This window comes from Pseudomonas sp. HMSC076A11 (genome assembly GCF_001810205.1).
Taxonomy (GTDB): Bacteria; Pseudomonadota; Gammaproteobacteria; order Pseudomonadales; family Pseudomonadaceae; genus Pseudomonas; species Pseudomonas aeruginosa.
In genome coordinates, this window is record NZ_KV800315.1 from 28826 (window position 1) to 54605 (window position 25780).

At 65.9% G+C, this 25780-nt stretch carries 23 protein-coding genes and 1 pseudogene; 15 read left to right on the plus strand and 9 right to left on the minus strand.

Annotated features, from left to right (window positions below; translation table 11 throughout):
* The first annotated feature begins 7 nt into the window (after positions 1-7).
* From HMPREF2716_RS20790 to HMPREF2716_RS20820, 7 genes are all read left to right on the plus strand, one after another.
* Positions 8-2839, plus strand: coding sequence for a 2-oxoglutarate dehydrogenase E1 component (locus HMPREF2716_RS20790; protein WP_003087413.1), 2832 nt, complete (start codon positions 8-10; stop codon positions 2837-2839).
* A gap of 42 nt (positions 2840-2881) precedes the next feature.
* Positions 2882-4111, plus strand: a complete 1230-nt coding sequence (gene odhB, locus HMPREF2716_RS20795) for a 2-oxoglutarate dehydrogenase complex dihydrolipoyllysine-residue succinyltransferase (RefSeq protein WP_003114264.1) — start codon at positions 2882-2884, stop codon at positions 4109-4111.
* Positions 4112-4179: 68 nt separating this feature from the next.
* Positions 4180-5616 carry a dihydrolipoyl dehydrogenase gene (lpdA, locus tag HMPREF2716_RS20800; RefSeq protein WP_003087422.1) on the plus strand — a complete coding sequence of 479 codons (1437 nt, stop codon included), beginning with the start codon at positions 4180-4182 and terminating at the stop codon, positions 5614-5616.
* Positions 5617-5944: 328 nt separating this feature from the next.
* Positions 5945-7111, plus strand: coding sequence for an ADP-forming succinate--CoA ligase subunit beta (gene sucC, locus HMPREF2716_RS20805; protein WP_003087425.1), 1167 nt, complete (start codon positions 5945-5947; stop codon positions 7109-7111).
* Positions 7111-7998 carry a succinate--CoA ligase subunit alpha gene (gene sucD / locus HMPREF2716_RS20810; RefSeq protein ID WP_003087428.1) on the plus strand — a complete coding sequence of 296 codons (888 nt, stop codon included), beginning with the start codon at positions 7111-7113 and terminating at the stop codon, positions 7996-7998. The genes sucC and sucD overlap by 1 nt, the downstream gene beginning before the upstream one ends.
* Positions 7999-8288: 290 nt before the next feature.
* On the plus strand, positions 8289-9602 hold the full coding sequence (gene brnQ, locus HMPREF2716_RS20815) for a branched-chain amino acid transport system II carrier protein (protein ID WP_016263674.1): 1314 nt from the start codon (positions 8289-8291) through the stop codon (positions 9600-9602).
* Positions 9603-9747: 145 nt separating this feature from the next.
* Positions 9748-10512, plus strand: a complete 765-nt coding sequence (locus HMPREF2716_RS20820; protein WP_023130018.1) for a DUF599 domain-containing protein — start codon at positions 9748-9750, stop codon at positions 10510-10512.
* 58 nt (positions 10513-10570) lie between these two features.
* Here HMPREF2716_RS20820 and HMPREF2716_RS20825 read toward each other — a convergent pair whose 3' ends face one another.
* On the minus strand, positions 10571-10807 hold the full coding sequence (locus HMPREF2716_RS20825) for a hypothetical protein (RefSeq protein WP_003087435.1): 237 nt from the start codon (positions 10805-10807) through the stop codon (positions 10571-10573).
* Between the two features lie 172 nt (positions 10808-10979).
* Between HMPREF2716_RS20825 and HMPREF2716_RS20830 the strand changes: the two genes are divergently transcribed.
* From HMPREF2716_RS20830 to HMPREF2716_RS20850, 5 genes are all read left to right on the plus strand, one after another.
* On the plus strand, positions 10980-11453 hold the full coding sequence (locus HMPREF2716_RS20830; protein WP_003087438.1) for a PaaI family thioesterase: 474 nt from the start codon (positions 10980-10982) through the stop codon (positions 11451-11453).
* The gene (locus HMPREF2716_RS20835) at positions 11450-11896 is read left to right on the plus strand and encodes a PaaI family thioesterase (RefSeq protein ID WP_003087441.1); all 447 of its coding nucleotides are present in this window, start codon (positions 11450-11452) and stop codon (positions 11894-11896) included. The genes HMPREF2716_RS20830 and HMPREF2716_RS20835 overlap by 4 nt, the downstream gene beginning before the upstream one ends.
* Before the next feature lie 36 nt (positions 11897-11932).
* Positions 11933-13162 carry a hypothetical protein gene (locus tag HMPREF2716_RS20840; RefSeq protein WP_023106765.1) on the plus strand — a complete coding sequence of 410 codons (1230 nt, stop codon included), beginning with the start codon at positions 11933-11935 and terminating at the stop codon, positions 13160-13162.
* A gap of 117 nt (positions 13163-13279) precedes the next feature.
* On the plus strand, positions 13280-15184 hold the full coding sequence (htpG, locus tag HMPREF2716_RS20845; protein ID WP_003087446.1) for a molecular chaperone HtpG: 1905 nt from the start codon (positions 13280-13282) through the stop codon (positions 15182-15184).
* 67 nt (positions 15185-15251) lie between these two features.
* Positions 15252-15977, plus strand: coding sequence for a dienelactone hydrolase family protein (locus HMPREF2716_RS20850; protein ID WP_016253593.1), 726 nt, complete (start codon positions 15252-15254; stop codon positions 15975-15977).
* A 10-nt stretch (positions 15978-15987) separates the two neighbouring features.
* On the opposite strand, the gene panB is transcribed toward HMPREF2716_RS20850, so the two are convergent.
* Positions 15988-16809: a 3-methyl-2-oxobutanoate hydroxymethyltransferase gene (gene panB, locus HMPREF2716_RS20855; protein WP_003087450.1), complete on the minus strand. Its 822-nt coding sequence runs from the start codon at positions 16807-16809 to the stop codon at positions 15988-15990.
* 80 nt (positions 16810-16889) lie between these two features.
* Between panB and HMPREF2716_RS20860 the strand changes: the two genes are divergently transcribed.
* Positions 16890-17672 (plus strand): AraC family transcriptional regulator, encoded by a 783-nt coding sequence (locus tag HMPREF2716_RS20860; protein WP_003117756.1) that lies wholly within the window; start codon positions 16890-16892, stop codon positions 17670-17672.
* Positions 17673-17682: 10 nt separating this feature from the next.
* On the opposite strand, the gene HMPREF2716_RS20865 is transcribed toward HMPREF2716_RS20860, so the two are convergent.
* The 5 genes from HMPREF2716_RS20865 to HMPREF2716_RS20885 form a co-directional block, all read right to left on the minus strand.
* Positions 17683-18984: a cytochrome c gene (locus HMPREF2716_RS20865; RefSeq protein WP_010794004.1), complete on the minus strand. Its 1302-nt coding sequence runs from the start codon at positions 18982-18984 to the stop codon at positions 17683-17685.
* 49 nt (positions 18985-19033) lie between these two features.
* On the minus strand, positions 19034-21280 hold the full coding sequence (locus HMPREF2716_RS20870) for a xanthine dehydrogenase family protein molybdopterin-binding subunit (protein WP_023518546.1): 2247 nt from the start codon (positions 21278-21280) through the stop codon (positions 19034-19036).
* Positions 21277-21768 (minus strand): (2Fe-2S)-binding protein, encoded by a 492-nt coding sequence (locus HMPREF2716_RS20875; RefSeq protein WP_003140151.1) that lies wholly within the window; start codon positions 21766-21768, stop codon positions 21277-21279. The genes HMPREF2716_RS20870 and HMPREF2716_RS20875 overlap by 4 nt, the downstream gene beginning before the upstream one ends.
* A gap of 206 nt (positions 21769-21974) precedes the next feature.
* A complete protein-coding gene (locus HMPREF2716_RS20880; RefSeq protein WP_003120438.1) occupies positions 21975-22397 on the minus strand; it encodes a MarR family winged helix-turn-helix transcriptional regulator in 423 nt (140 codons plus the stop codon).
* Between the two features lie 38 nt (positions 22398-22435).
* Positions 22436-23341 (minus strand): substrate-binding periplasmic protein, encoded by a 906-nt coding sequence (locus HMPREF2716_RS20885; protein WP_003120437.1) that lies wholly within the window; start codon positions 23339-23341, stop codon positions 22436-22438.
* Between HMPREF2716_RS20885 and HMPREF2716_RS20890 the strand changes: the two genes are divergently transcribed.
* A complete protein-coding gene (locus HMPREF2716_RS20890) occupies positions 23340-24374 on the plus strand; it encodes an amidohydrolase family protein (RefSeq protein WP_003097898.1) in 1035 nt (344 codons plus the stop codon). The two genes, HMPREF2716_RS20885 and HMPREF2716_RS20890, sit on opposite strands and share 2 nt — an antisense overlap.
* 68 nt (positions 24375-24442) lie before the next feature.
* A complete protein-coding gene (locus HMPREF2716_RS20895; protein WP_003087466.1) occupies positions 24443-24919 on the plus strand; it encodes a DUF3859 domain-containing protein in 477 nt (158 codons plus the stop codon).
* A gap of 173 nt (positions 24920-25092) precedes the next feature.
* Here the strand turns inward: HMPREF2716_RS20895 and HMPREF2716_RS20900 are convergent, their stop codons facing one another.
* Positions 25093-25533 carry a biofilm oxidative stress transcriptional regulator BosR gene (locus HMPREF2716_RS20900; RefSeq protein WP_003087468.1) on the minus strand — a complete coding sequence of 147 codons (441 nt, stop codon included), beginning with the start codon at positions 25531-25533 and terminating at the stop codon, positions 25093-25095.
* Positions 25534-25638: 105 nt separating this feature from the next.
* Positions 25639-25780 (minus strand): annotated as a pseudogene (locus tag HMPREF2716_RS30070) (methyl-accepting chemotaxis protein); the annotation flags it as partial.

The following is a 25780-nucleotide window of genomic DNA, read 5'->3' on the forward strand; positions in this document are numbered from 1 at the left end:
ACCTAGCATGCACGAAAGCGTAATGCAGCGGATGTGGAACAGTGCCCATCTATCCGGTGGTAACGCTGCCTACGTCGAAGAGCTCTACGAGCTCTACCTGCACGACCCTAACGCTGTGCCAGAAGAGTGGCGCACGTATTTCCAGAAGCTTCCCGCCGATGGCAATCCCGCCCCCGACGTCTCGCACTCCACAGTGCGCGATCATTTCGTCCTGCTGGCCAAGAACCAGCGCCGTGCCCAGCCGGTTTCCGCCGGTAGCGTGAGCAGCGAGCACGAGAAGAAGCAGGTCGAAGTCCTTCGTCTCATTCACGCTTACCGTCTCCGCGGCCACCAGGCTTCCACCCTCGACCCGCTCGGCCTGTGGCAGCGTCCCGCGCCTGCCGACCTGTCGATCGACCACTACGGTCTGACGGGTGCCGACCTGGACACCACTTTCCGCACCGGTGAGCTTTACATCGGCAAGGAAGAGGCGACCCTGCGTGAAATCGTCGACAGCCTGAAGAGCACCTACTGCGGTACCTTCGGCGCCGAGTTCATGCACATCGTCGATTCCGAGCAGCGCAAGTGGTTCCTCCAGCGTCTGGAAAGCGTGCGTGGCCGTCCCGGCTTCTCCGCCGAGGCGCGTGCGCACCTGCTCGAGCGCCTGACCGCGGCCGAAGGCCTGGAGAAGTACCTGGGCACCAAGTACCCGGGCACCAAGCGTTTCGGCCTGGAAGGCGGCGAAAGCCTGATCCCGATGGTCGACGAGATCATCCAGCGCTGCGGTTCCTACGGCGCCAAGGAAATCGTCATCGGCATGGCTCACCGCGGTCGCCTGAACGTCCTGGTCAACACCCTGGGCAAGAACCCGCGCGACCTGTTCGACGAGTTCGAAGGCAAGAAGATCGTCGAGCTGGGCTCCGGTGACGTGAAGTACCACCAGGGCTTCTCCTCGAACGTGATGACCAGCGGTGGCGAAGTCCACCTGGCGCTGGCGTTCAACCCGTCGCACCTGGAAATCGTTTCCCCGGTGGTCGAGGGTTCCGTTCGTGCTCGCCAGGACCGCCGCAAGGACAGCTCCGGCGACAAGGTGGTACCGATTTCCATCCACGGCGATGCCGCCTTCGCGGGACAGGGCGTGGTCATGGAAACCTTCCAGATGTCGCAGACCCGCGCCTACAAGACCGGTGGCACCATCCACCTGGTGATCAACAACCAGGTCGGTTTCACCACCAGCCGCCAGGACGATGCGCGTTCCACCGAGTACGCCACCGACGTGGCGAAGATGATTCAGGCGCCGATCTTCCACGTCAACGGCGACGATCCCGAAGCCGTGCTGTTCGTCACCCAGCTGGCCGTCGACTACCGCATGCAGTTCAAGCGTGACGTGGTCATCGACCTGGTCTGCTACCGTCGCCGCGGCCACAACGAGGCGGACGAGCCGAGCGGCACCCAGCCGCTGATGTACCAGCAGATCGCCAAGCAGCGTACTACCCGCGAGCTGTACGCCGATGCCCTGGTGAATGCCGGCGTGCTCAGCGCCGAGCAGGTTCAGTCGAAGATCGACGACTACCGCGACGCCCTGGACAACGGCCTGCACGTGGTGAAGAGCCTGGTCAAGGAACCCAACAAGGAACTGTTCGTCGACTGGCGTCCGTACCTGGGTCATGCCTGGACCGCGCGTCACGACACCCGCTTCGACCTGAAGACCCTGCAGGAACTGTCCAGCAAGATGCTGGAAGTGCCGGAAGGCTTCGTGGTTCAGCGCCAGGTTTCGAAGATCTACGAAGATCGCCAGAAGATGGCGGCCGGTGGCCTGCCGATCAACTGGGGCTTCGCCGAGACCCTGGCCTACGCGACCCTGCTGTTCGAAGGCCATCCGGTACGGATGACCGGCCAGGACGTCGGCCGTGGAACCTTCTCGCACCGTCACGCGGTGCTGCACAACCAGAAGGACGACTCGGTCTACGTACCGCTGGCGAATCTGTTCGATGGCCAGCCGCGCCTGGATATCTACGATTCCTTCCTTTCGGAAGAGGCCGTGCTGGCGTTCGAATACGGTTTCGCCACCACCACGCCGAATTCGCTGGTGATCTGGGAAGCCCAGTTCGGCGACTTCGCCAACGGCGCCCAGGTGGTCATCGACCAGTTCATCACCAGTGGCGAAAGCAAATGGGGCCGACTCTGCGGCCTGACCATGCTGCTGCCGCACGGCTATGAGGGGCAGGGTCCGGAGCACTCCTCCGCGCGCCTGGAGCGCTACCTGCAGCTCTGCGCCGAGCAGAACATCCAGGTCTGCGTGCCGACCACCCCGGCTCAGGTCTACCACATGCTCCGCCGTCAGGTGATCCGCCCGCTGCGCAAGCCGCTGGTGGTGATGACGCCGAAGTCCCTGCTGCGTCACAAGCTCGCCATCTCGACCCTGGAAGATCTGGCCAACGGTTCCTTCCAGACCGTGATCCCGGAAATCGACAGCCTGGATCCGAAGAAGGTCGACCGCGTCGTGCTGTGCAGCGGCAAGGTGTACTACGACCTGCTGGAGAAGCGTCGCGCGGAAGGCCGCGAAGATACCGCGATCGTCCGTATCGAGCAGCTGTATCCGTTCCCGGAAGACGACCTAGCGGAAGTTCTGGCTCCCTACAAGAACCTCAAGCACATCGTCTGGTGCCAGGAAGAGCCGATGAACCAGGGCGCCTGGTTCTGCAGCCAGCATCACATGCGTCGTGTCATCGCCGCGCACAAGAAGGGCCTCAATCTCGAGTATGCCGGCCGCGAAGGCTCCGCTGCTCCGGCTTGCGGCTACGCCTCGATGCACGCCGAGCAGCAGGAAAAACTGCTGCAAGACGCCTTTACTGTTTAACGCCTACGCGCTGAAGAAACCGAATTTAAGGAAACGCACACAATGGCTATCGAAATCAAAGCCCCAACCTTCCCGGAATCGGTCGCCGACGGCACCGTCGCCACCTGGCACAAGAAGCCGGGCGAAGCGGTCAAGCGCGACGAACTGATCGTCGACATCGAGACCGACAAGGTGGTCATCGAGGTTCTCGCCGAGGCTGACGGCGTGCTGGCTGAGATCATCAAGAACGAAGGCGACACCGTTCTGAGCAACGAGCTGCTCGGCAAGCTGAACGAAGGCGGCGCCGCCGCTCCGGCCGCTCCGGCTGCCGCTGCGCCCGCCGCCGCTCCGGCTGCCCAGGCCGCCGCTCCGGCCGCCGCTGGCGGCGACGACGCCATCCTGTCCCCGGCCGCGCGCAAGCTGGCCGAGGAAGCCGGCATCGATCCGAACAGCATCGCCGGCACCGGCAAGGGCGGTCGCGTGACCAAGGAAGACGTGGTCGCTGCGGTCGAAGCGAAGAAGAACGCCCCGGCCGCCCCGGCCAAGCCTGCCGCCCCGGCTGCCGAGGCGCCGATCTTCGCCGCCGGCGACCGTGTCGAGAAGCGCGTGCCGATGACCCGCCTGCGGGCCAAGGTCGCCGAGCGCCTGGTCGAGGCGCAGTCCGCCATGGCCATGCTGACCACCTTCAACGAGGTCAACATGAAGCCGATCATGGACCTGCGTTCGAAGTACAAGGACCTGTTCGAGAAGAAGCACAACGGCGTGCGCCTGGGCTTCATGTCCTTCTTCGTCAAGGCCGCCACCGAGGCGCTGAAGCGCTTCCCGGGGGTCAACGCTTCCATCGACGGCAACGACATCGTCTACCACGGCTACCAGGACATCGGTGTTGCCGTTTCCAGCGACCGCGGCCTGGTGGTTCCGGTACTGCGTAACGCCGAGTTCATGAGCCTGGCCGAGATCGAGGGCGGCATCGCCAACTTCGGCAAGAAGGCGAAGGAAGGCAAGCTGACCATCGAAGACATGACCGGCGGCACCTTCACCATCTCCAACGGTGGCGTGTTCGGTTCCCTGCTGTCGACCCCGATCGTCAACCCGCCGCAGACCGCCATCCTCGGCATGCACAAGATCCAGGAGCGCCCGATGGCCGTGAACGGCCAGGTGGTGATCCTGCCGATGATGTACCTGGCGCTGTCCTACGACCACCGTCTGATCGACGGCAAGGAAGCGGTGAGCTTCCTGGTGGCGATCAAGGACCTGCTGGAAGATCCGGCTCGCCTGCTGCTGGACGTCTGATTTAGCGTTTCTCTTCACGGCGGCCCCCTCGTGGGGCCGTCCGGTTTCACCCGAATAAGGATTGAGATATGAGCCAGAAATTCGACGTGGTAGTGATTGGTGCCGGCCCCGGCGGTTACGTTGCCGCCATCCGCGCTGCCCAGCTGGGCCTGAAGACCGCCTGCATCGAGAAGTACATCGGCAAGGAAGGCAAGGTGGCGCTCGGCGGTACCTGCCTGAACGTTGGCTGCATCCCGTCCAAGGCGCTGCTGGACAGCTCCTACAAGTACCATGAGGCCAAAGAGGCCTTCAAAGTCCATGGTATCGAAGCCAAGGGCGTCACCATCGACGTTCCGGCGATGGTTGCGCGCAAGGCCAACATCGTCAAGAACCTGACCGGCGGCATCGCTACCCTGTTCAAGGCCAACGGCGTGACCTCCTTCGAAGGCCACGGCAAGCTGCTGGCCAACAAGCAGGTGGAAGTGACCGGCCTGGACGGCAAGACCCAGGTCCTGGAAGCCGAGAACGTGATCATCGCTTCCGGCTCCCGCCCGGTGGAGATCCCGCCGGCCCCGCTGACCGACGACATCATCGTCGACTCCACCGGCGCCCTGGAATTCCAGGCCGTGCCGAAGAAGCTGGGTGTGATCGGCGCCGGCGTCATTGGCCTGGAGCTGGGTTCGGTATGGGCCCGCCTGGGTGCCGAGGTGACCGTGCTGGAAGCCCTGGACAAGTTCCTCCCGGCTGCCGACGAGCAGATCGCCAAGGAAGCCCTGAAGGTCCTGACCAAGCAAGGCCTGAACATTCGCCTGGGCGCCCGCGTGACCGCTTCGGAAGTGAAGAAGAAGCAGGTCACCGTGACCTTCACCGATGCCAACGGCGAGCAGAAGGAAACCTTCGACAAGCTGATCGTCGCGGTCGGCCGTCGCCCGGTGACCACCGACCTGCTGGCCGCCGACAGCGGCGTGACCCTGGACGAGCGTGGCTTCATCTACGTCGACGACCACTGCAAGACCAGCGTTCCGGGCGTCTTCGCCATCGGTGACGTGGTTCGCGGCGCGATGCTCGCGCACAAGGCCTCGGAAGAGGGCGTGATGGTCGCCGAGCGCATCGCCGGCCACAAGGCGCAGATGAACTACGACCTGATCCCGTCGGTCATCTACACCCACCCGGAAATCGCCTGGGTCGGCAAGACCGAGCAGACCCTCAAGGCCGAGGGCGTCGAAGTCAACGTCGGCACCTTCCCGTTCGCCGCCAGCGGTCGCGCGATGGCTGCCAACGACACCACCGGCCTGGTCAAGGTCATCGCCGATGCGAAGACCGACCGCGTCCTGGGCGTCCACGTGATCGGCCCGAGCGCCGCCGAGCTGGTACAGCAAGGCGCGATCGGCATGGAATTCGGCACCAGCGCCGAAGATCTGGGCATGATGGTCTTCTCCCACCCGACGCTGTCCGAAGCCCTGCACGAAGCTGCCCTGGCGGTGAATGGCCATGCCATCCACATCGCCAACCGCAAGAAGCGCTGAGTGATCCGACGCCCCGGTTCACGCCAGGGGCGTCACAGCGACGCGGGACGCGTCGTCCGTCAGGCCAGGACAGGTTCCTGGCCTTGTCGGGTCCGGGTTCTGTAGAATCCACGGTTTGCCGCCTGCGTCGGGATGACGCAGGCGGCAGACTTTCAGAAGAACCACGGCGGGTGAGCGCCGGCGACCGTTGCGAGGTGGCCGCGGGCGTATGCCGCCGGACTGTTTTTTCGCGAGCCGGGTGGTTCGCGAAGCGACGGTCACAGGTGGTGGGGTGCCACGAGCGCTCCGCCGAAATGCGCAATACCTAGACGAATAACGGTAGACAAGCATGAATCTCCACGAATATCAGGGTAAGCAGCTGTTCGCTGAATACGGCCTGCCTGTATCCAAGGGCTTTGCCGTAGACACCCCCGAAGAGGCCGCAGAAGCCTGCGACAAGATCGGCGGCAGCGAGTGGGTCGTCAAAGCTCAGGTGCACGCCGGCGGCCGCGGTAAAGCGGGCGGTGTGAAGCTGGTGAAGAGCAAAGAGGACGCCAAGGCGTTCGCCCAGCAGTGGCTGGGCAAGAACCTGGTGACCTACCAGACCGACGCCAACGGCCAGCCGGTCAGCAAGATCCTGGTGGAGTCCTGCACCGACATCGACAAGGAGCTGTACCTCGGCGCCGTGGTCGATCGTTCCAGCCGCCGCATCGTGTTCATGGCTTCCACCGAAGGTGGCGTGGACATCGAGAAGGTCGCCCACGACACTCCCGAGAAGATCCTCAAGGCCACCATCGACCCGCTGGTCGGCGCGCAGCCGTACCAGGGCCGCGAGCTGGCCTTCCAGCTGGGCCTGAAGGGCGACCAGATCAAGCAGTTCACCCATATCTTCGTCGGCCTGGCGAAGCTGTTCCAGGATTACGACCTGGCCCTGCTGGAAGTGAACCCGCTGGTGATCAAGAAAGACGGCAACCTGCACTGCCTGGACGCCAAGATCAACATCGACAGCAACGCCCTGTACCGCCAGCCGAAGCTGCGCGCCATGCACGACCCGTCCCAGGACGACGCCCGTGAAGCCCATGCGCAGAAGTGGGAGCTGAACTACGTCGCGCTGGAAGGCAACATCGGCTGCATGGTCAACGGCGCCGGCCTGGCCATGGGTACCATGGACATCGTCAACCTGCACGGCGGCAAGCCGGCCAACTTCCTCGACGTTGGCGGCGGTGCGACCAAGGAGCGCGTGACCGAAGCGTTCAAGATCATCCTGTCCGACAGCAACGTGAAGGCTGTCCTGGTGAACATCTTCGGCGGCATCGTGCGTTGCGACATGATCGCCGAAGGCATCATCGGCGCCGTCAAAGAAGTCGGCGTGAAGGTTCCGGTTGTCGTCCGCCTGGAAGGCAACAACGCTGAACTGGGTGCCAAGGTCCTGGCCGAAAGCGGCCTGAACATCATCGCGGCAACCAGCCTGACCGACGCTGCCCAGCAAGTCGTCAAGGCCGCGGAGGGTAAGTAATGAGCGTCCTGATCAACAAAGACACCAAAGTCATCTGCCAAGGCTTCACCGGTAGCCAGGGCACCTTCCACTCCGAACAGGCCATCGCCTATGGCACCAAGATGGTCGGCGGCGTGACCCCCGGCAAGGGCGGCACCACCCACCTCGGCCTGCCGGTGTTCAACACCGTCAAGGAAGCCGTGGAAGCCACCGGCGCCGAAGCCTCGGTCATCTACGTTCCGGCTCCGTTCTGCAAGGACTCGATCCTGGAAGCGGCATTCGGCGGCATCAAGCTGATCGTCTGCATCACCGAAGGCATCCCGACCCTCGACATGCTGGACGCCAAGGTCAAGTGCGACGAGCTGGGCGTACGCCTGATCGGCCCGAACTGCCCGGGCGTGATCACTCCCGGCGAGTGCAAGATCGGCATCATGCCGGGTCACATCCACCTGCCGGGCAAGGTAGGCATCGTGTCGCGTTCCGGCACCCTGACCTACGAAGCCGTGAAGCAGACCACCGACGCCGGCTTCGGCCAGTCCACCTGCGTGGGCATCGGCGGCGACCCGATCCCGGGCTCCAACTTCATCGACATCCTGAAGCTGTTCCAGGAAGATCCGCAGACCGAAGCCATCGTCATGATCGGCGAGATCGGCGGTTCCGCCGAAGAAGAAGCCGCGGCCTTCATCAAGGCCAACGTGACCAAGCCGGTGGTGTCCTACATCGCTGGCGTGACTGCCCCTCCGGGCAAGCGCATGGGCCACGCCGGCGCCATCATCTCCGGCGGCAAGGGCACCGCGGACGAGAAGTTCGCCGCCCTGCAGGACGCCGGTGTGAAGACCGTGCGCTCCCTGGCCGACATCGGCAAGGCCCTGGCCGAGCTGACCGGTTGGGAAGTGAAGAAGGCCTGAGCCTCGCCCAGCGCCTGAAAACGGAGGCCGCCATCTGGCGGCCTCCGTTGTTTCCGTTTGATGAAAAAATTGTCCGGGATGCGTCGTTGACGGACATCCATCGGACACTCTGATCTGTGTCACTGCCGACCCGGCGATATTGCAGCTAGTCTGCAAGACTTTGGCATTCCCGCCCCAAAAGGGTGGCGCCAGCATACGGTTCGTCCTTACCCGGATGAGTAACGTTTCCCCCTAACCCTTGGGAAGCCCCCTCTGCAAAATTCTGTTTGAGCCATGCGGTATTCCCCAACATGAAAGTATTGAAAGGTCAGGACATCCTGGCGCTTGGCTTCATGACGTTCGCCTTGTTCGTCGGAGCCGGCAATATCATTTTTCCACCCTTCGTAGGCCTCCAGGCGGGTCCCCATGTCTGGATCGCCGCCCTGGGCTTCCTGGTCACGGCCGTCGGCCTGCCGGTGATCACCGTGATCGCACTGGCCAAGGTCGGCGGCGCGATGGATACTCTGAGCCATCCCATCGGGCGCTTCGCCGGCGGCCTGCTGGCGGCGGTGTGCTACCTGGCGGTGGGGCCGCTGTTCGCCACCCCGCGAACCGCCACGGTTTCCTTCGAGGTCGGCCTGGCGCCGCTCACCGGTAACGGCCCGCTGCCGCTGTTCCTCTACAGCCTGGTGTACTTCCTGGTGGTGATGGCTATCTCGCTCTATCCGGGCAAGCTGCTGGATACCGTCGGTCGTTTCCTGGCGCCGCTGAAGATCATCGCCCTGGCGGTGCTCGGCATCGCCGCCTTCGCCCTGCCGGCCGGCACTATCGGCAAGGCCGAGGAGGCCTACCGGGTGGCGGCGTTCTCCCAGGGTTTCGTCAATGGCTACCTGACCATGGACACCCTTGGCGCCTTGGTGTTCGGCATCGTCATCGTCAATGCCATCCGTTCTCGCGGCGTGCAGAACCCGCAACTGATCACCCGCTACGCGGTGATCGCCGGCCTGATCGCCGGTCTCGGCCTGGCGCTGGTGTATATCAGCCTGTTCCGTCTCGGTTCGGGCAGCCACGACATCGCCGCCGGTGCCGGCAATGGCGCCGCTGTGCTGCATGCCTACGTCCAGCATACCTTCGGCTCGCTGGGCAGCGTGTTCCTTGCGGCGCTGATTTCCCTGGCCTGCCTGGTCACCGCAGTGGGCCTGACCTGCGCATGTGCCGAGTATTTCTGCCGGGTGCTGCCGTTGTCCTACCGGACCCTGGTGCTGCTGCTGGCCGGTTTTTCGCTACTAGTGTCGAACCTTGGCCTGACCAAGCTGATTCAGGTCTCGATCCCGGTACTCACCGCGATCTATCCACCGTGCATCGTACTCGTCGCCCTGAGCTTCTTCGCCAGCCTGTGGCGTTCGCAGACCCGCATCGTCGCTCCGGTGATGGCCGTTTCGCTGCTGTTCGGCCTGATCGATGGCCTGAAGGCTGCCAGCCTCGACCACTGGCTGCCGAACTGGTTGACCCACTTGCCGCTGGCCGAGCAGGGCCTGGCGTGGCTGATCCCTTCGGTGGCCACCCTGGCGTTGGTTGCGGTAATCGACAGACTGCTGGGCAAGCCCAGCGAAGCGGTCGCCTGAGACGTCAGGCGAACCCCAGGAAGGCCGCCTCCGGGCGGCCTTTTTCATGAGCCGACGAAAGTCGTGTCCTGGCCGCGGCGAGCGGCGTCCCAACGGCGCGAAACAACGGCGGGGCGATTCCCGGCCGGCTCAAGAGGGAGTTTTCATGACCGCCGAACTCGGCATTTTCAACGGGCACCTGCTGCAACACCTGCTGGCGGCGCTCTGGTTCCTGTTCTGCTGGGTGGGCTACACCCGCTACGCCACCTGGAAGGGCCGCGACACCGCCTGCCTGGCCAGCGTCCTGCACCTCTACCGGGAGGACTGGATGCGCCGGTTGCTGCTGCGCGACAACCGTATCGCCGACGCCAGCGTGATCGGTAACCTGGAGCGTAACGCGTCGTTCTTCGCCTCCAGCACGCTGATCATCCTCGCCGGCATCCTCACCCTGCTGGGCTCCACCGATCGCGCCGTCTCGGTACTGGCCGACCTGCCGTTCGTGGAGGAGGCCAGCCGGGGACTGTCGGAACTGAAGCTGCTGTGCCTGGCAGTGGTCTTCGTCTATGCCTTCTTCACCTTCAGCTGGTGCATGCGCCAATACAACTTCGCGGCGATCCTGGTCGGCTCGGCACCGATGATCGGCGAGCGCAACGTCGGCGAGCTGGAGCGCAAATCCTTTGCCGAGCGTGCCGCCCGGGTCATCTCGCTGGCGGCCAACCAGTTCAACTTCGGCTTGCGCTCGTACTATTTCGGCCTGGCCATGCTCGCCTGGTTCATCAACTCCTGGTTCTTCATGCTGGTGACGGCCGGCGTGGTGCTGGTCCTGTATCGCCGCGAATTCCATTCGGACGTGCTGGAGGTGATGGTCTACACCGAGACCGCAATCGCCGAAAGCCCGCGGGAAGGCGAGGGCGAGGTGCCCAGGGACTGAATCCCGGGCATGAAAAAGCCCGCTTGCGCGGGCTCTTTCAGGGTACGTCAACGAGAACTTATTGCTGGTTCTGTTGCGGTTGCTCCGGAGTCGGTGCCGGAGTCTGCGGGGTTGCCGGAGTGTCGCTCGACGGCGCCGGGGCGCTGGGCTCGGCAGGGGGAGTAGCCGGAGCGCTCGGCTGGGTCTCGGTAGCCGGAGCTGCCGGGGCCGCTGCCTTGTCTTCCTCTTTCTTGTCGCAAGCGGCCAGGCCAAGGCTGGCAGCGAGCAGCAGGGCAAGAGTTACGGTCTTTTTCATCGTTTAGCCTCCATGTGCGGCTTTCCTCGTTGTAGCCCTTTGAACATTTGCGCTGGCGTGAAGTTCCACACACTTCGACTATTTCGATCGTTATGTCCAAAACCCCGGCTGCCGGGGCTTTGGCGGCAGGGTATGATTCGCCCTCCAGAAAACTCCCAGCAAGGTCGCCGTCATGTCGGAAAATCCTCTCCTCGAGCGCGCCCGGCGCTTTCTCTCGGCCTTGCGTCATTGCCAGGTGCTGGGGTTGACGGTCGAGGCCGCCGACGAGAAAGGACTGACCCTGCGCCTGCCCTACAGCCAGGCGATCATCGGCAACCCGGAAAGCGGGGTCGTCCACGGCGGCGCGATCACCACCCTGATGGACACCACCTGCGGTATTTCCACGGTCTGCGTGCTGCCGGACTTCGAGATCTGCCCGACGCTCGACCTGCGCATCGACTATATGCATCCCGCCGAACCGCACAAGGATGTCTATGGCTTCGCCGAGTGCTACCGGGTCACGCCGAACGTGATCTTCACCCGCGGCTTCGCCTACCAGGACGATCCGGGCCAGCCCATCGCCCATGTCGTCGGCGCCTTCATGCGCATGGGCGGTTCGGCTCGCTCCGGGGCGGCCAGGCCGGCCGCGCAGGGAGGTGCGGCATGAGCCCGACCAGCCTCGAGCAACTGGTCCGCGACGCGCGCCGGAACAACGACTACAGCCCGCTGGTGGAGCTGATCCCGTACGCCAAGCTGCTCGGCATCGAATGCCTGCGCCTGGGCGACGACATGGTCTTCCGCCTGCCGGCGAACAAGGACAACATCGGCAACCCGACCCTGCCGGCCATCCATGGCGGCGTGATCGCCGGCTTCATGGAGCATGCGGCGATGTTGCACCTGCTGACCTTCATGAGCATTCCGCACCTGCCGAAGATCATCGATTTCTCCATCGACTACCTGCGTGCCGGGCACTTCCGCGATACCTACGCGCAATGCCAGGTCTGGCGCCAGGGGCGGCGGGTGGCGAACGTCGCGATCAACGCCTGGCAGACCACCCAGGGCGAGCCCATCGCCACCGCGCGGGCGCATTTCAAGGTGGACGAGCCGTGAGCCGTACGCTGCGGAAAGTGGGCTGAGGATATCGCGATGGATGCCTTGCTGATTCTGGGCGGCCTGCTGCTGATGGTCGCCGGCTATATCTGGGTCATCGTCCTGGCCTTCGGTACCGGTCTGCTGTGGGGTTACGGCAGCCTTTTCCCGCCGGTGGCACTGGCCTATATCGGCGTGCACTGGCGTACGGCGCGCAAGGGCGTCGGGCTGGCCGCGCTGGGTTGCATCCCGCTGGTGGTCGGCCTGGCGCTGCTGGCCAGTCACGACGCTGCGCGGCTGGAGGCGATCCTCAGCCTGCGCTGGCTGAAACCGGAGGCCAGGCCGCCGGCGGAACTGGCCATCGCGCTCAGCGGGGAGTTCAACGGCAAGCCTTTCGCGCCGCAGAGCGGCGAGTTGATCGGCGGCGTGCTGAGCCTGCGCCAGGGGCACGATTTCTACGCCCAGCGCGAGCTGCAGATCCGCCTTCCGGCACAGCCGCTCGGGGCGCTGCGCCTGGACGTGCTGCCCGAGGACGGCGGCGCGTTGCCAGAAGTCGAGCTGAGCTGGCTGCAACCGGAGCAGGACCTGCCCGAGGCGCGTCGTCTCCTGCGTGGCTATACCTTGCACCTGGACCTGCGGCCCAAGGCGCCGAACCGCCTGGAGGGCGAGTTCCACCTGAGCCTGCCGAGCGACTACCGGACCACCCTCAGCGGCCATGTCGAGCTGTATACCGACCGGCTGCGCTATCGGCACGGCAAGGTCGACCTGGGCTACGACTCCGACGATACCCTGGCCCTGGTCTTGCGCGACTATCTGCAGCGACGCTTCGCCAGCCGCGACGTCAGCCTCGTGCGGGCGCCGTCCTGGCGCGCGGCCAGCCATGCGCGGCCGCTGCGCATCGAGGCCCTGGTGGCCGGCCAGGCTCAGGTACTGGAGCTGACGCTGGAGAAGAACGCCCGGCGGGAGTGGTCGGTGCGCGGCGACGCGTTCCCCGCTTTGCCGGCGGAGCCTGCGACCGTGGCCGCGGCGGCGCCGCCCGAGCCGCAGGCGCTGCCGGCGCCGGGCAACGCCACCCTCGACCTGGAGCTGGTCCAGGTCGAACCGCAGCGCTACAGCCAGCGCCTGGTCAAGGCCACTACGGTACGCGGGCGTATCGCCGAGGGCCGTTTCACCGGCCTCGACAGCGAGGGGCGCCTGGTGATCCGCCGGGAAATGCCCGGTGCGGGGGAGGCGAGCTACCTGTTGCGCCCGGCGGAGATCGCCCGTCTCGAACTGCTCGAACGCTAGTCGTCGCACGATGGTGCGCGGTTTTTTCGCATAAGCGCTTGAAAAGCCGGAAGAAGGCCCCACCTAGGGGACATCCGCCGTGGTACGCGGCTTATGTCATTGATGGAGCTTGGAGCGATGAGCGTGGAAACCCAAAAAGAGACACTGGGCTTTCAGACTGAAGTGAAGCAACTGCTTCACCTGATGATTCATTCTCTCTATTCGAACAAGGAAATCTTCCTCCGCGAACTGATTTCCAACGCCTCGGACGCCGCCGACAAGCTGCGTTTCGAAGCCCTGGCCAATCCCGAGCTGCTCGAGGGCGGCGCCGAGCTGAAGATCCGCGTCAGCTTCGACAAGGAAGCCAACACCGTCACCCTGGAAGACAACGGCATCGGCATGAGCCGCGAGGATGTGGTGACTCACCTGGGCACCATCGCCAAGTCCGGGACCGCCGACTTCCTGAAGAACTTGTCTGGCGACCAGAAGAAGGATTCGCACCTGATCGGCCAGTTCGGCGTCGGTTTCTACAGCGCCTTCATCGTCGCCGACAAGGTCGATGTCTACTCCCGTCGCGCCGGCCAGCCGGCCAGCGAAGGCGTGCACTGGTCGTCGAAGGGCGAGGGCGAGTTCGACGTCGCCACCATCGACAAGCCCGAGCGCGGCACCCGCATCGTCCTCCACCTGAAAAAGGGCGAGGAGGAGTTCGCCGATGGCTGGCGCCTGCGCAACGTGATCAAGAAATACTCCGATCACATCGCCCTGCCGATCGAACTGCCCAAGGAATTCCACGGCGAAGAGGCCGACAAGCCGGCCGAGCCGGAATGGGAAACGGTCAACCGCGCCAGCGCGCTGTGGACCCGTCCGCGCGCCGAGGTGAAGGACGAGGAATACCAGGAGTTCTACAAGCACGTCGCCCATGACTTCGAGAACCCGCTGAGCTGGAGCCACAACAAGGTCGAAGGCAAGCTGGAATACACCTCGCTGCTCTACGTGCCGGGCCGCGCGCCGTTCGACCTGTACCATCGCGAGGCGCCACGAGGCCTGAAGCTGTACGTACAGCGCGTGTTCATCATGGACCAGGCCGACGAGTTCCTGCCGCTGTACCTGCGCTTCATCAAGGGTGTGGTCGACTCCAACGACCTGTCGCTGAACGTCTCCCGGGAAATCCTGCAGAAGGATCCGGTGATCGACTCGATGAAGTCGGCGTTGACCAAGCGCGTGCTGGACATGCTGGAGAAGCTGGCGAAGAACGAGCCGGAGCAGTACAAGACCTTCTGGAAGAACTTCGGCCAGGTCCTCAAGGAAGGCCCGGCGGAAGACTTCGGCAACAAGGAGAAGATCGCCGGCCTGCTGCGCTTCGCCTCCACCGGCGACGATTCGGGCGAGCAGAGCGTAGCGCTGGCCGACTACATCGGTCGGATGAAGGAAGGCCAGGACAAGATCTACTACCTCACCGGCGAGAGCTACTCGCAGGTGAAGAACAGCCCGCACCTGGAAGTCTTCCGCAAGAAGGGCATCGAGGTGCTGCTGCTCACCGATCGCATCGACGAGTGGCTGATGAGCTACCTGCCGGAGTTCGACGGCAAGCAGTTCGTCGATGTCGCCCGCGGCGACCTGGACCTGGGCAGCCTGGACTCGGAAGAGGACAAGAAGGCCCAGGAAGAAGTCGCCAAGAGCAAGGAAGGCCTGATCGAGCGCCTGAAGAAGGTGCTCGACGAGCAGGTCAGCGAAGTCCGCGTTTCCCACCGCCTGACCGATTCGCCGGCGATCCTCGCCATCGGCGAACAGGACCTTGGCCTGCAGATGCGCCAGATCCTCGAGGCCAGCGGGCAGAAAGTGCCGGACTCGAAGCCGATCTTCGAGATCAACCCGCAGCATCCGCTGATCGAGAAGCTGGATGCGGAGCCGGACGAGGACCGCTTCGGCGAGCTGTCGCATATTCTCTTCGACCAGGCCGCCCTGGCCGCGGGGGACAGCCTCAAGGATCCGGGCGCCTACGTACGCCGACTGAACAAGCTGCTGGTGGAGCTGTCCGCTTAAGCAGTAGCCCCGACAAAGCCCGCTTCGGCGGGCTTTGTCTTTTCCAACTCTCGCAGGAGCAGTACCCATGAGTGAGATTCGTGTAGAGCCGGTCGCCTACGACATCGATGGGCAGCCGTACGAAGGTCAACTGGTGTACGACGCCAGCCACGCGGGGCCGCGCCCGGGCCTGCTGATGGCGCCGAACTGGATGGGCGTGAGCGCCGCCGCGCTGGACATCGCCCGGCAGGTCGCCGGCCGTGGGCACGTGGTGCTGGTCGCGGACCTCTACGGCAGGGACGTGCGTCCGCAGAACGGCGACGAGGCGGGCGCGGCGATGATGCCGCTGAAGAACGACCGGGCCCTGCTGCGCAAGCGCATGCAGGCAGCGCTGGCGGCCTTGCGCGGACAGGCGCTCGCGGCTGTCGATACGACCCGCCAGGCCGCCTTCGGTTTCTGCTTCGGCGGTTGCTGCGTGCTGGAGCTGGCTCGCGACGGCGCCGAGCTGAAGGCCTTCGTGTCCTTCCATGGCACCCTGGATACGCCGGACCCGGCGCATGCCAGGAATATCAAGGGCGCGGTACTGGTCCTCGACGGCGCCTCCGATCCGCTGGTGCCGCGCGAGCAGTTGCCGGCCTTCGCCAGGGAGATGACCGATGCCGGCGTCGACTGGCAGCTCACCAGCTACGGCGGCGCGGTGCATTCCTTCACCGATCCGAACGCCAAGGTGCCGGGCAAGATGCACTATGACGCCAGGACCTCCCGGCGTGCCTTCCAGGCGATGGACGACCTGCTGGCGGAAGTCTTCGCCTGAGACCGCCGGCTCACTCGCGCATGGCGAAGCAGTGCCTGGCCTCGGGGAAGCGCCGTTCGCGCACGTCCTCGGCGAAGCGCCGGGCCGCCTCGTCGATTTCCCGGTCGAGGCGCGCGTAGCGTTCGACGAAGCGCGGTACCTGTTCGCCGCTTAGCCCGAGCAGGTCCTCGCTGACCAGTACCTGGCCGTCGCAGGCCGGCGAGGCGCCGATACCGATGCAGGGGATCGCCAGTTCTTCGCTAAGGCGACGGGCCAGCGGCTCGCCTACGCCTTCGATGACCACCGCGAAGGCGCCGCCGCGCTGCATGGCGAGGCCGTCGCGGCGTACCCGTTCGGCGCTTTCCGGGTCACGCCCCTGGGCCTTGAAGCCGCCCATGGCGTTGACCTGCTGCGGCATCAGGCCGATATGGGCGAGCACCGGTATGCCACGGCGTACCAGGAAGTCCACGGTTTCTTCCATTTCCTCACCGCCTTCCAGCTTCACCGCCTGGGCGCCGCTGTCGGCCAGCAGGCGTGCGGCGTTGCGGAACGCCTGTCGGGGCGATTCCTGGTAGCTGGCGAACGGCAAGTCGGCCACCACGCAGGCGCGCCGACTGCCGCGCATCACCGCCAGGGTGTGGGCGACCATCATCTCCAGGCTCACTCCCAGGGTGCTGGGCATGCCATAGAGCACCATGCCCAGCGAATCGCCGACCAGCAGCAGGTCGGCATGCGGATCGAGGAGGCGGGCCATGGGCGTGCTGTAGGCGGTCAGCGCCACCAGGCTGCCGGCACCCTTGCGGCGCTGGATATCGGGAACGGACAGGCGATGTTGCGGGCGATGACTGCTCATGGCGTGGCTCCGGTTTGTCTATGGGGAGCCACACGCTAACATCGGCCGCGCACCGCTCACTCGACGGATGGGGACAACCGATGCCGCAAACGGGACAAGAACGCGACCTGCCGCGATTCCGCAGCCTGCCCTGCGCGGTGTACCTGCGCGCCTTCGAGATGCCCGCCGGGCACCGGGTGGAGATGCACGAGCACCCCTGGGGCCAACTGATGTACGCCGCCAGCGGCACCTTGCGCGCCAGCACCGAGCGGCACAGCTATCTGGTGCCGGCGCAGCGGGCGCTGTGGATTCCGCCGGGCGTCCGGCACGCCGCGGAGGCTTGCAACCCTGTGCTGTTCCGCAGTCTCTACCTGGATCGTTCGCTGCCCGGCGGTTGCCGGGTACTGGAGGTGTCCGGCCTGCTGCGCGAACTGTTGCTGCGGGCGGCGGAGTTTCCCCGTGAATATCCGCCGGGTGGCGAGGCCGAGCGTCTCATGCAGGTGGTCGCCGATGAGGTCGGGCGCCTTCGCGAGGCGCCGCTGAACCTGCCGTTGCCTGGCGACCCGCGCTTGCGCCGGATCACCGACGCGCTACAGGCGGATCCCGCCGATCCGCGCGGCATCTCGGATTGGGCGGGACTGGTGGGGGCGTCCCGACGGACCCTGGCGCGGTTGTTCCGCGAGCAGACCCAGTTGTCGTTTCGCGAGTGGCGCCAGCGCCTGCGTCTGCTCAACGCGGTCGCCGCGCTGGAGGAGGGCGCCAGCGTGACGCGGGTGGCCAGCGACCTTGGCTACGACTCCACCTCTGCGTTCATCAGCCTGTTCCAGCGTCATTTCGGCCAGACCCCCGGTTGCTTCGCCCGCTCCCTGCGCTTGCCCAACTGAGCCGCATGCTTCAGGGCGCCGCCTGTCGGCGCAGGCTTGCCGCCTTGGCCGCGAGGTCCGGCCAGGCGGGCTTGCCGGCGAAACGCTCGCGCAGGTAGTTGGCCAGGGCGGCGACTTGCCGGTCGTCGAGGCTGTGGCGGAAGCCGGGCATATAGCCGAGGTCGCCGGTGGCCGGGCTGTGGATGCCGTCGAGGATGATCCGCAGCAGGTTGTCCGGGCTGTCCGCATGCACATTGCTGTTCAGCGCCAGGGATGGACGCACGCCGAAGAAGCGCGGTCCGTCGCCGTCATGGTGGCAGGCCAGGCAGGCCCCGGCGAACAGGCGCGCGCCGCTGCCGCTGGGCGGTTGCACGCGGCCGTAGCCCTGCCGGTCGAGGCGTTGCGCCTGTTGCTGATCGGTTTCCCCGGCCGGGGCAGCGGCGTAGGACGCAAGGTAATGGGCCAGGGCCCGCAGGTCCTCGTCCGACTGCTTGGCCAGGCCTTCGCCGACCACTGGCGCCATCGGCCCGCTGGCGACCCCGTGGTAGGCCGAATAGCCGTGGCGGAGGTAGGCGTAGAGGGCCTCCTCGCTCCAGGCGATGGGCGCCGGCGAACTGGCGTTCAAGGCTGGCGCGGTCCAGCCCTCCGCCTCGCCGCCGGCGAAGTGCGCGCTGCCGGACTTTTCCGCGCCGAGCGCATTGCGCGGCGAGTGGCAGGCGCTGCAATGGCCGAGGCCTTCGGCGAGATAGGCGCCGCGGTTCCATTGCTGGTTGCGCGTCGGCTCGTCGCGGTAGGCGCCGGGCTCCAGGAACAGCAGGTTCCAGCCGGCCATCAGCTGGCGTTGGTCGAAGGGGAACGGCAGCTGGTTGGCAGGCGTTTCGCTGTGCACCGCCGGCTGGCTCATCAGGTAGGCGTACAGGGCCTTCAGGTCTTCGTCGCGAGTCCTGGTGAAGGCGGTGTAAGGGAACGCCGGATACAGGTAGCTGCCGTCGCGGGCCACGCCATGCCGCATGGCCCGCTCGAAGGCGGGGTAGGACCAGCCACCGATGCCGCTCGCGCGATCCGGCGTGAGGTTGCTGCTGTAGATCGTCCCGAACGGCGTCGGCAAGGCCCGTCCGCCGGCGTTGCGCGGGCCGCCTTCGCGAGTGTGGCAGACCGCGCAGTCGCCGAGGGCGGCGAGGCGTTCGCCGCGGGCGATCTGCTCGGTGCTGAAGGGACCGGGTGTGCCTTCCAGTGGCCCGATGGCCGGTTGCCAGGCGTAGCCGAGGGCGATGGCGGCGAGCGCGACGAGGCTGCCGGAGGCCCAGAGGCCGATGCGTGTTGCCTTCTTCATCTGTCAGTCATCCACTGCGCGGGGCGCCGCGGCGCCCCGGGGAAAAGGATCAGGCCTGCGCGCTGCGCAGCGCCGCGAGTACGCGTTCCGGAGTGAACGGCACCTGTCGCAGGCGCGCTCCGGTAGCGTCGAAGATCGCATTGGCGATGGCCGCGGCGCTGGGCACCGAGGCTGACTCGCCAGCGCCCATCGGTGGCTGCTCGGGGCGGTCGAGCAGCAGTACGTCGATCTCCGGCAGTTCGGGGAAGCCGAGGATCGGGTAGCCGCCCCATTCCAGGCTGGTGACGCCACGGCGGTCGAAGGTGGCGAACTCCTTGAGTACCCGGCTGGTGGACTGGATGACGTTGCCGTGGACCTGGTGCCTGACCCCATCGGGATTGACCATCTGCCCGCAGTCATGGGCGACCCAGACCTTGGCGACGCGCACCGCGCCGTTCTCCGGGTTCACCTCGACGTCGACGATCCAGGCGGCCCAGGCGGCGCCGAAACCGGGAAACTTGCTGTGGAAGTAGCGCGCATAGGCGAAGCCGCGTCCCTTCAGCACGCCGTCCCGGCGCGCCTCTGGGTTGGGGGAGGTGCGTGGCTGCCAGCCGGCGCGGGCGACCAGGGCGTCGATCAGCGCCAGGGCGCGCTGGTCGTCCAGGTAGCGGCGGCGGAAGGCGATGGGGTCGATGCCGGCCAGGTGCGCCAGTTCGTCGGCGTAGGACTCATGGGCGAACACGTTCGGCAGCGCCGAGACGCCGCGCATCCAGGACGCGCGGACGATGGGGGCGGCGTCGTTGGCCACCACCCGCATCCGCGGGTAGCGGTATTGCGGGATCGCGGTGCGGTCGCCCATGTCGGCCACCTGCGGGGTGGCCTGGATCCGCCCGGTGAGGAGCAGGGCCAGGGTCGGCGCACCGTTGGAGGGGTAGCAGGTGGCGAAGTCGTAGGCCGCCACCCGGCCTTGCTCGTCGAGGCCGCCGCGGACCTCGATCAGTTGCGCGGTGCCTTTCGGTTCCCAGCCATGTTCCTGTTCGCGCATCAGTTGTACCCGTACCGGTCGGCCCACTGCCTGCGCCAGGAGCACGGCGTCGGCGCTGACGTCGTCGGCGCCGTTGCGTCCGTAGCAGCCGGCGGCTTCCATGCGGATCACCTCGATGTCCCCGGTCTCGCGCTGCAGCAGCCTGGCCAGGTCGTTGCGCAGGTCGTGCGGGTTCTGCGTGCCGGACCAGACGCGAGCGCGCTGCGCATCGACCTCGGCGAGGGCGCAGGAAGGGCCGATGGAGGCGTGCAACTGGTAGGGCCAGACATAGGTGGCCGACAGCGGCCGGGCGATGCCCGCGAGGTGCTGCTCGAGACCGGGCGAGTCGTGCAGCGTGCGTGGCTTCTTCGGATGCCGGCGAAGCGTGTCCTCGAGCCGGTCGGGTTCCAGCGGCGGCAGGCCCTGCCAGTCCTTCCAGCGCACCTTGAGCTGGCGCGCGGCGCGGATCGCCTGCTCCTCGCGTTCGCAGACCACGCCGACGAAGTCGCCGATCACGACCACCTTGACCAGCCCCGGCAGCCCGGCGACCGAGCTTTCGTCCACCGCCAGCAGGCCGCTGCCGAGCGGGGCGCTGACATCCGCGCCGGTATAGGGCGGGCGTACCACTCGCCCATGCAGCATGCCGGGCAGGCGCATGTCATGGACATAGGTCAGTTGACCGGTCAGCTTCGCCGGGATGTCCACCCGACGCACCGGCTTGCCGACCAGACGGTACTCGCTGCGCGGCTTGAGCGGCGCCTTGCCGTCGATGTTCAGGTTGAAGCGCTGGCCTCGCAGCAACTCGCCGTAGCCGATCCGTCGCTGCGGATTGGCGGCGGCGAAGACCTGGCCGTTTTCGCTGCGCAGGCTGTCCGGATGCACCGGGAAATGGCTTCCGGCCTGGCGCAGGAGGAAGCGCCGGGCTTCGGCGGCGGCCTGGCGCAGCGGCACGGCGCTGACCTGGATGCTGGCGCTGGCGATGGTCGGCCCCTGGTCCGGTGTGCGACGGGTGTCGCCGAGGATCATCTCGACCTGCTCGAACGCGACGTCCAACTCTTCGGCGACGATCTGCGCCAGTGCCGTGCGGATGCCGGTACCAAGGTCGACGTGACCGCAGAAGGCGGTGACCTTGCCGTCCGCGGCGATGGCGATGAACGAGTCGACCTGGTCCAGCGGCAGGTCGGTGGCGCCCTGCTCGGCAAGGGCGAGCAGCGGGGCGGGCAGGTTGACGGTGACCAGCAGCAGGCCGCTGGCCTTGAGGAAGCCGCGTCGCGAGGGATTGGCCAGGCTCATGCCGGGTGCTCCTCCTGACGCTCCTTCAGGCTCTCGGCGGCACGCCGCACGGCCTTGAGAATCTCCACATGGGTGCCGCAGCGACACAGGTTGTAGGCCAATTCCTGGCGGATCTCGCCGTCGCTGGGGTTCGGGTTGCGATCCAGCAACGCCTTGGCGGTCATCACCATGCCGTTGATGCAGTAGCCGCATTGGGCGGCCTGTTCGTCGATGAAGGCCTGTTGCAGCGGATGGGGATGGGCGGCATCGCCGAGTCCTTCGAGGGTAACCACCTGGCGGCCCACGGCAGCCTCCACCGGGGTGATGCAGGAGCGGGTGGCGACGCCATCCATCAGCACGGTGCAGGCGCCGCACTCGCCGAGGCCGCAGCCGAACTTGGGACCGTTCAGTTGCAGGTCGTTGCGCAGGACATAGAGCAGGGGGGTATCGGGGGCGACATCGAGGCGCAGGGACTGACCGTTGACGGTCAGGGCAAGGGCATCGCTCATGGCGGTTTCTCCCCATGCCGGCGGCATGGCTGTTCATCAGGCGGATGTCCCGTCGGCCGTGCCTGGTAGCGTGCGGCTCTGCGGGAATTTGTTTGTATACAAACATGTTATGGACGCCTGCGGCGAACTGTCAATGGCAGGCCGCTACGACGAAAGGCGCAGCTCCGGGCGACGCAACGCGGACAAAAGGATAGACCGCAATGGCCTCAGGTCAGGCGAGCGAGCAACCCGCGCAGGGTTTCCTGTTCTTGCGGGGAGAGGGGGGCCAAGGCCTGCCGGTTGATCTCGCGGGCGGCCGCCAGGCCGGCCTCGAGTTCGGCGCGTCCGGCAGGACTGAGGCTGACCAGCAGGCGCCGGCCGTCGTCCGGATCGGCGCTGCGCTGGATCAGTCCCCGTTTGTCCAGGCGTTCGACGACGCCCTTGATGGTCGCGGCGTCCATGGCGGTGAGTCGGCCGAGCTGGTTCTGCGGGCAGGGTCCGGTCTCGCCGAGGCGGACCAGGGCGGCCCACTGGGTGGGGGTCAGGCCGTTGCCGATGCCATTGGCGAACAACGCCGCATAGCGCTGGTTGGCTTGGCGCAGGATGAAGCCGATCTGGTCGTCGAGGCGGTACGGGGCGTTACGGGACATGCTGGACATCGGTGGTGGCGTGAGGGCTTCATTCTAGCTCACGGCCGGTACCAGAGCGCCTCGCGCTGAAAAGGAGTTTTTCCTGGAAGATAGGGGTTTTTCAGCTCGATTATTCTCCGCTGACGAAGGGCAAGCTTGCCCAGCCGCGTCTTGAAATGTCGCTCGAACAGCCGTTCGAAGCTACCGTCGGCAATCGCCTTCTCCAGGCCCTGGCGAATGGCCTCGGCCAGTTCCGGGCGTTGACGCGAAACGAAGAAATAGAAGGCCGCGGGGTAGTGCAGGGCCACGTGCTGGTCGATCGCCAGGTGCAGCCCGGCGCGGGAGGCGTCCTCCAGTTCTCCGTCGATCACTACGACCTCGCGGGGGAAGACCTCGAAGCGGCCGGCATCGAGCATGCGGAACAGGCTCTCGTAGTTCTGGCTGGTCTTCACCTCCAGGCCGTTGGCGCGCAGGATCGGTGTGTCGGCCCAGTCCTGGCGCTGGCCGAAGCGCAGGCGGCGGAGATCGTCGAGGGTCCGCGCCGAGGCCAGGAGATCCTTGTTGGCGGCGCTGACCAGGGGGATGCGCCAGCCGATCAGGCCGCGATAGATCGGAATGCGGATCGGCAGCAGGGTCTCTTCCAGGTCGTCGCGGGACTGCGCCCACATCACCTGCAGGCCCGGATCGTCCTGCTCCAGGCGCAGTTGCGCACGGGACTGCGGCATGGGCTGCGCGCTGGGCTCCAGGCGGTAGTCGCCGCCGCTCCTGGCCAGCGCCAGTTGCAGCAGCTCGACGACGTAGGGTTCGGGGTTGCGCCCTTCGGAGTGGCGCGGATAGATCACCCGTTCGCCAGCCCCGGCATGCCAGGCCAGCAGGCCGAACAGCAGGGCCAGCCAGCGGAGCGGCGAACCCTGGCCGAGCGGCAGCGGTCTATGTTCACTCAGGCCTATCAGGAGGAATGCCATGGCTGGCCCCCGTACGCGTGCCCTGTTTTCGACATTGTTCGCCCTGTCCCTGGTGACATCCTTGACCCATGCCAGGGATTATCGCTACAGCGACGCTCACGTGCACTACGTGGATTTCTTCCAGGAAAGCGAAGGCATGCCGCGGCTGCTGGAGGCGATGGACAAAGGCCGGGTCGACCATGTGATGCTCAGCGGCGTCGCGGTCGCCAAGAAATGGCACGAGGACGAGCCGAAGCGGCCGCGCTACTACGCTGGTGACGATGCCGGAGCCTATTGGTACAGCGCCACCGACGTGATCGTGGCGGCGGCGGTGAAATCCCTGCCAGCCGAGCAGCGGCGGCGCGTGCATCCGTTCCTGACCGGTTTCAACCCGACCGACAAGAACGCCGACGCGCACATCCGTCGCATGCTGGAGCTGGACCCGGGACTCTGGCAGGGCATCGGCGAGATCTTTACCCGTCACGACGACCTCACCGCGCTGACCTACGGCGACGTGCCGAGGGCCAACAACGAGGCGCTGGCGCGGGTCTATCACCTGGCCGCCGAATTCGACCTGCCGGTGTTGCTGCACGCCAACGTCACTTCCAAGCGCGAACGCAACCCGCTGTACCTGGCGGAAATCGAGGAGCCCCTGCGCAATCACCCGCATGTGCGGTTCATCTGGGCCCATGCCGGGACCAGCATGGAGATCCATCGCCACCAGAAGAAACTGGACTTCCTCCTGCCGACCCTTCGGCGTCTGCTACAGCGCTACCCGAACCTCTACATCGACCTGTCCTGGTCGGTGTTGCGCCCGTACCTGCTGGACGAGCAGGGCAAGCCCGATCCGCAGTGGCTGGCACTGGTCGAGCGGTTTCCGCAACGCTTCATGCTCGGTTCCGATGTGGTCGGCCAGTTCGACAGCCTGCCCGAGTTGATGGCGAGCTTCGATCCGTTCCTCGACGCCTTGCCCGAGCAGGTCGCTCGCCAGGTGGCGCGGGACAACTTTCTGGCGGTGCTGCCGCGCCAGCCCGCCGATCCGCGAGGCGAATAACCCGGATTCGTCATCAGTCTGTCATGCCGGCGTCATAGGCTCGCGCCAGTCCCATCCAGGAGTGAGTCATGTCCTTCATCCGTTCTTGCATCAGTCGTTCCGTCTTCCTGCTCGGCGCCGGCGTCGCCGTGGCGGCGCAGGCCGAGGTGCGTATCGACGGCCCCATCGAATATGGCGTGTTCGAAAGCCGCTACCAGGATTTCCAGCCCGGCGAACGGGTATTGACCCGTAGCGAGCAGAACATCCAGCAGACCACCGAAGTCCCGGCCAAGCTCGGCACCAAGTTCGGCATGCGTTATCAACTCAGCGGCAAGCAGGAAGGCGATACGCCTTTGACGCTGCTCTACCTCACCCCGGGCGTGGTCACTCCGGATGGTCAGCGGCATGACAAGTTCGAAGTGGTGCAGAAGCTGGTGCCGGGCGCGCCGACCGATGTCATGGCCTACGAATTCACCGAGCCGCACGAAGTGGTGAAGGGCGAATGGCGGTTGATGGTGTTCCAGGGCGATCGCCTGCTGGCGGAGAAATCCTTCGACGTGCGCTGAGCGCGAGCCATGCAAAGCGCTGGTTTTCTTGTGTGGCGTGGATAACGCGGGGGCGCCATTCGCTCTACCGGGCAAGGGTTGCCTGCGTGCGGTAGGGCGAATAACCGCCTGCGGTTATCCGCCGTTTGGGCGGCGTACGAACGGATGCCGTCGGTAGCCTGTTCGTCCTTCGATCAGTCCCTGCTGACCCGGGTATCTTCCGCGGCGAGCGGACTGCCGTCGCCGGCGCGTACCTGCAGGCGCGGCACCGGCTGGCCGCTGTCGCGCTCGACCAGGCGGACATGGGATTCGTCCGGGGCGAAGAAATAGTCCTCGCCCCACTGCCGAATCGCCACCAGCAGGGGGAAGAGCGCGCGTCCCTTGTCAGTCAGACGGTATTCCTGGTGACTGCCGCTTTCGGCCGGGACCGCCACCATCACGCCGTGCTCCACCAGGTTGCGCAGGCGCGCCGCCAGGATGTTCTTGGCCAGGCCGAGGCTCTTCTGGAATTCGCCGAAGCGCGTCAGTCCTTCGAAGGCATCGCGCACGATGAGCATCGACCAGCCGTCGCCGATCACGTCCAGCGGGCGGGCGACTGGACAACTGGCTTGCTTGTGGCTGGTGCGCTTGACCATCTGGGCGGCTCCGGAGGGGGAGAGGATCGGGTTTCATGGTAAAACCCGGGCTCCACGCTGGGCAACCGGAGGAAGTGCGCCGCCGTGAGACGGCGCACGGCATGGTCAGACGACGAAGCGGGTGACCATGTTGTTCAGGTCGATGGCCAGTTGCGACAGTTCCTGGCTGGCGGCGGCGGTCTGGTTGGAGCCGGCGGACGTCTGCAGCGAGATGTCGCGGATGTTCACCAGGTTGCGGTCGACCTCG

Excerpts from the sequence above, each read along its gene's own strand:
- HMPREF2716_RS20790 (WP_003087413.1), top strand. The coding sequence starts at position 8 with ATGCACGAAAGCGTAATGCAGCGGATGTGGAACAGTGCCCATCTATCC.
- odhB (WP_003114264.1), top strand. The coding sequence starts at position 2,882 with ATGGCTATCGAAATCAAAGCCCCAACCTTCCCGGAATCGGTCGCCGAC.
- lpdA (WP_003087422.1), top strand. The coding sequence starts at position 4,180 with ATGAGCCAGAAATTCGACGTGGTAGTGATTGGTGCCGGCCCCGGCGGT.
- sucC (WP_003087425.1), top strand. The coding sequence starts at position 5,945 with ATGAATCTCCACGAATATCAGGGTAAGCAGCTGTTCGCTGAATACGGC.
- sucD (WP_003087428.1), top strand. The coding sequence starts at position 7,111 with ATGAGCGTCCTGATCAACAAAGACACCAAAGTCATCTGCCAAGGCTTC.
- brnQ (WP_016263674.1), top strand. The coding sequence starts at position 8,289 with ATGAAAGTATTGAAAGGTCAGGACATCCTGGCGCTTGGCTTCATGACG.
- HMPREF2716_RS20820 (WP_023130018.1), top strand. The coding sequence starts at position 9,748 with ATGACCGCCGAACTCGGCATTTTCAACGGGCACCTGCTGCAACACCTG.
- HMPREF2716_RS20825 (WP_003087435.1), bottom strand. The coding sequence starts at position 10,807 with ATGAAAAAGACCGTAACTCTTGCCCTGCTGCTCGCTGCCAGCCTTGGC.
- HMPREF2716_RS20830 (WP_003087438.1), top strand. The coding sequence starts at position 10,980 with ATGTCGGAAAATCCTCTCCTCGAGCGCGCCCGGCGCTTTCTCTCGGCC.
- HMPREF2716_RS20835 (WP_003087441.1), top strand. The coding sequence starts at position 11,450 with ATGAGCCCGACCAGCCTCGAGCAACTGGTCCGCGACGCGCGCCGGAAC.
- HMPREF2716_RS20840 (WP_023106765.1), top strand. The coding sequence starts at position 11,933 with ATGGATGCCTTGCTGATTCTGGGCGGCCTGCTGCTGATGGTCGCCGGC.
- htpG (WP_003087446.1), top strand. The coding sequence starts at position 13,280 with ATGAGCGTGGAAACCCAAAAAGAGACACTGGGCTTTCAGACTGAAGTG.
- HMPREF2716_RS20850 (WP_016253593.1), top strand. The coding sequence starts at position 15,252 with ATGAGTGAGATTCGTGTAGAGCCGGTCGCCTACGACATCGATGGGCAG.
- panB (WP_003087450.1), bottom strand. The coding sequence starts at position 16,809 with ATGAGCAGTCATCGCCCGCAACATCGCCTGTCCGTTCCCGATATCCAG.
- HMPREF2716_RS20860 (WP_003117756.1), top strand. The coding sequence starts at position 16,890 with ATGCCGCAAACGGGACAAGAACGCGACCTGCCGCGATTCCGCAGCCTG.
- HMPREF2716_RS20865 (WP_010794004.1), bottom strand. The coding sequence starts at position 18,984 with ATGAAGAAGGCAACACGCATCGGCCTCTGGGCCTCCGGCAGCCTCGTC.
- HMPREF2716_RS20870 (WP_023518546.1), bottom strand. The coding sequence starts at position 21,280 with ATGAGCCTGGCCAATCCCTCGCGACGCGGCTTCCTCAAGGCCAGCGGC.
- HMPREF2716_RS20875 (WP_003140151.1), bottom strand. The coding sequence starts at position 21,768 with ATGAGCGATGCCCTTGCCCTGACCGTCAACGGTCAGTCCCTGCGCCTC.
- HMPREF2716_RS20880 (WP_003120438.1), bottom strand. The coding sequence starts at position 22,397 with ATGTCCCGTAACGCCCCGTACCGCCTCGACGACCAGATCGGCTTCATC.
- HMPREF2716_RS20890 (WP_003097898.1), top strand. The coding sequence starts at position 23,340 with ATGGCTGGCCCCCGTACGCGTGCCCTGTTTTCGACATTGTTCGCCCTG.
- HMPREF2716_RS20885 (WP_003120437.1), bottom strand. The coding sequence starts at position 23,341 with ATGGCATTCCTCCTGATAGGCCTGAGTGAACATAGACCGCTGCCGCTC.
- HMPREF2716_RS20895 (WP_003087466.1), top strand. The coding sequence starts at position 24,443 with ATGTCCTTCATCCGTTCTTGCATCAGTCGTTCCGTCTTCCTGCTCGGC.
- HMPREF2716_RS20900 (WP_003087468.1), bottom strand. The coding sequence starts at position 25,533 with ATGGTCAAGCGCACCAGCCACAAGCAAGCCAGTTGTCCAGTCGCCCGC.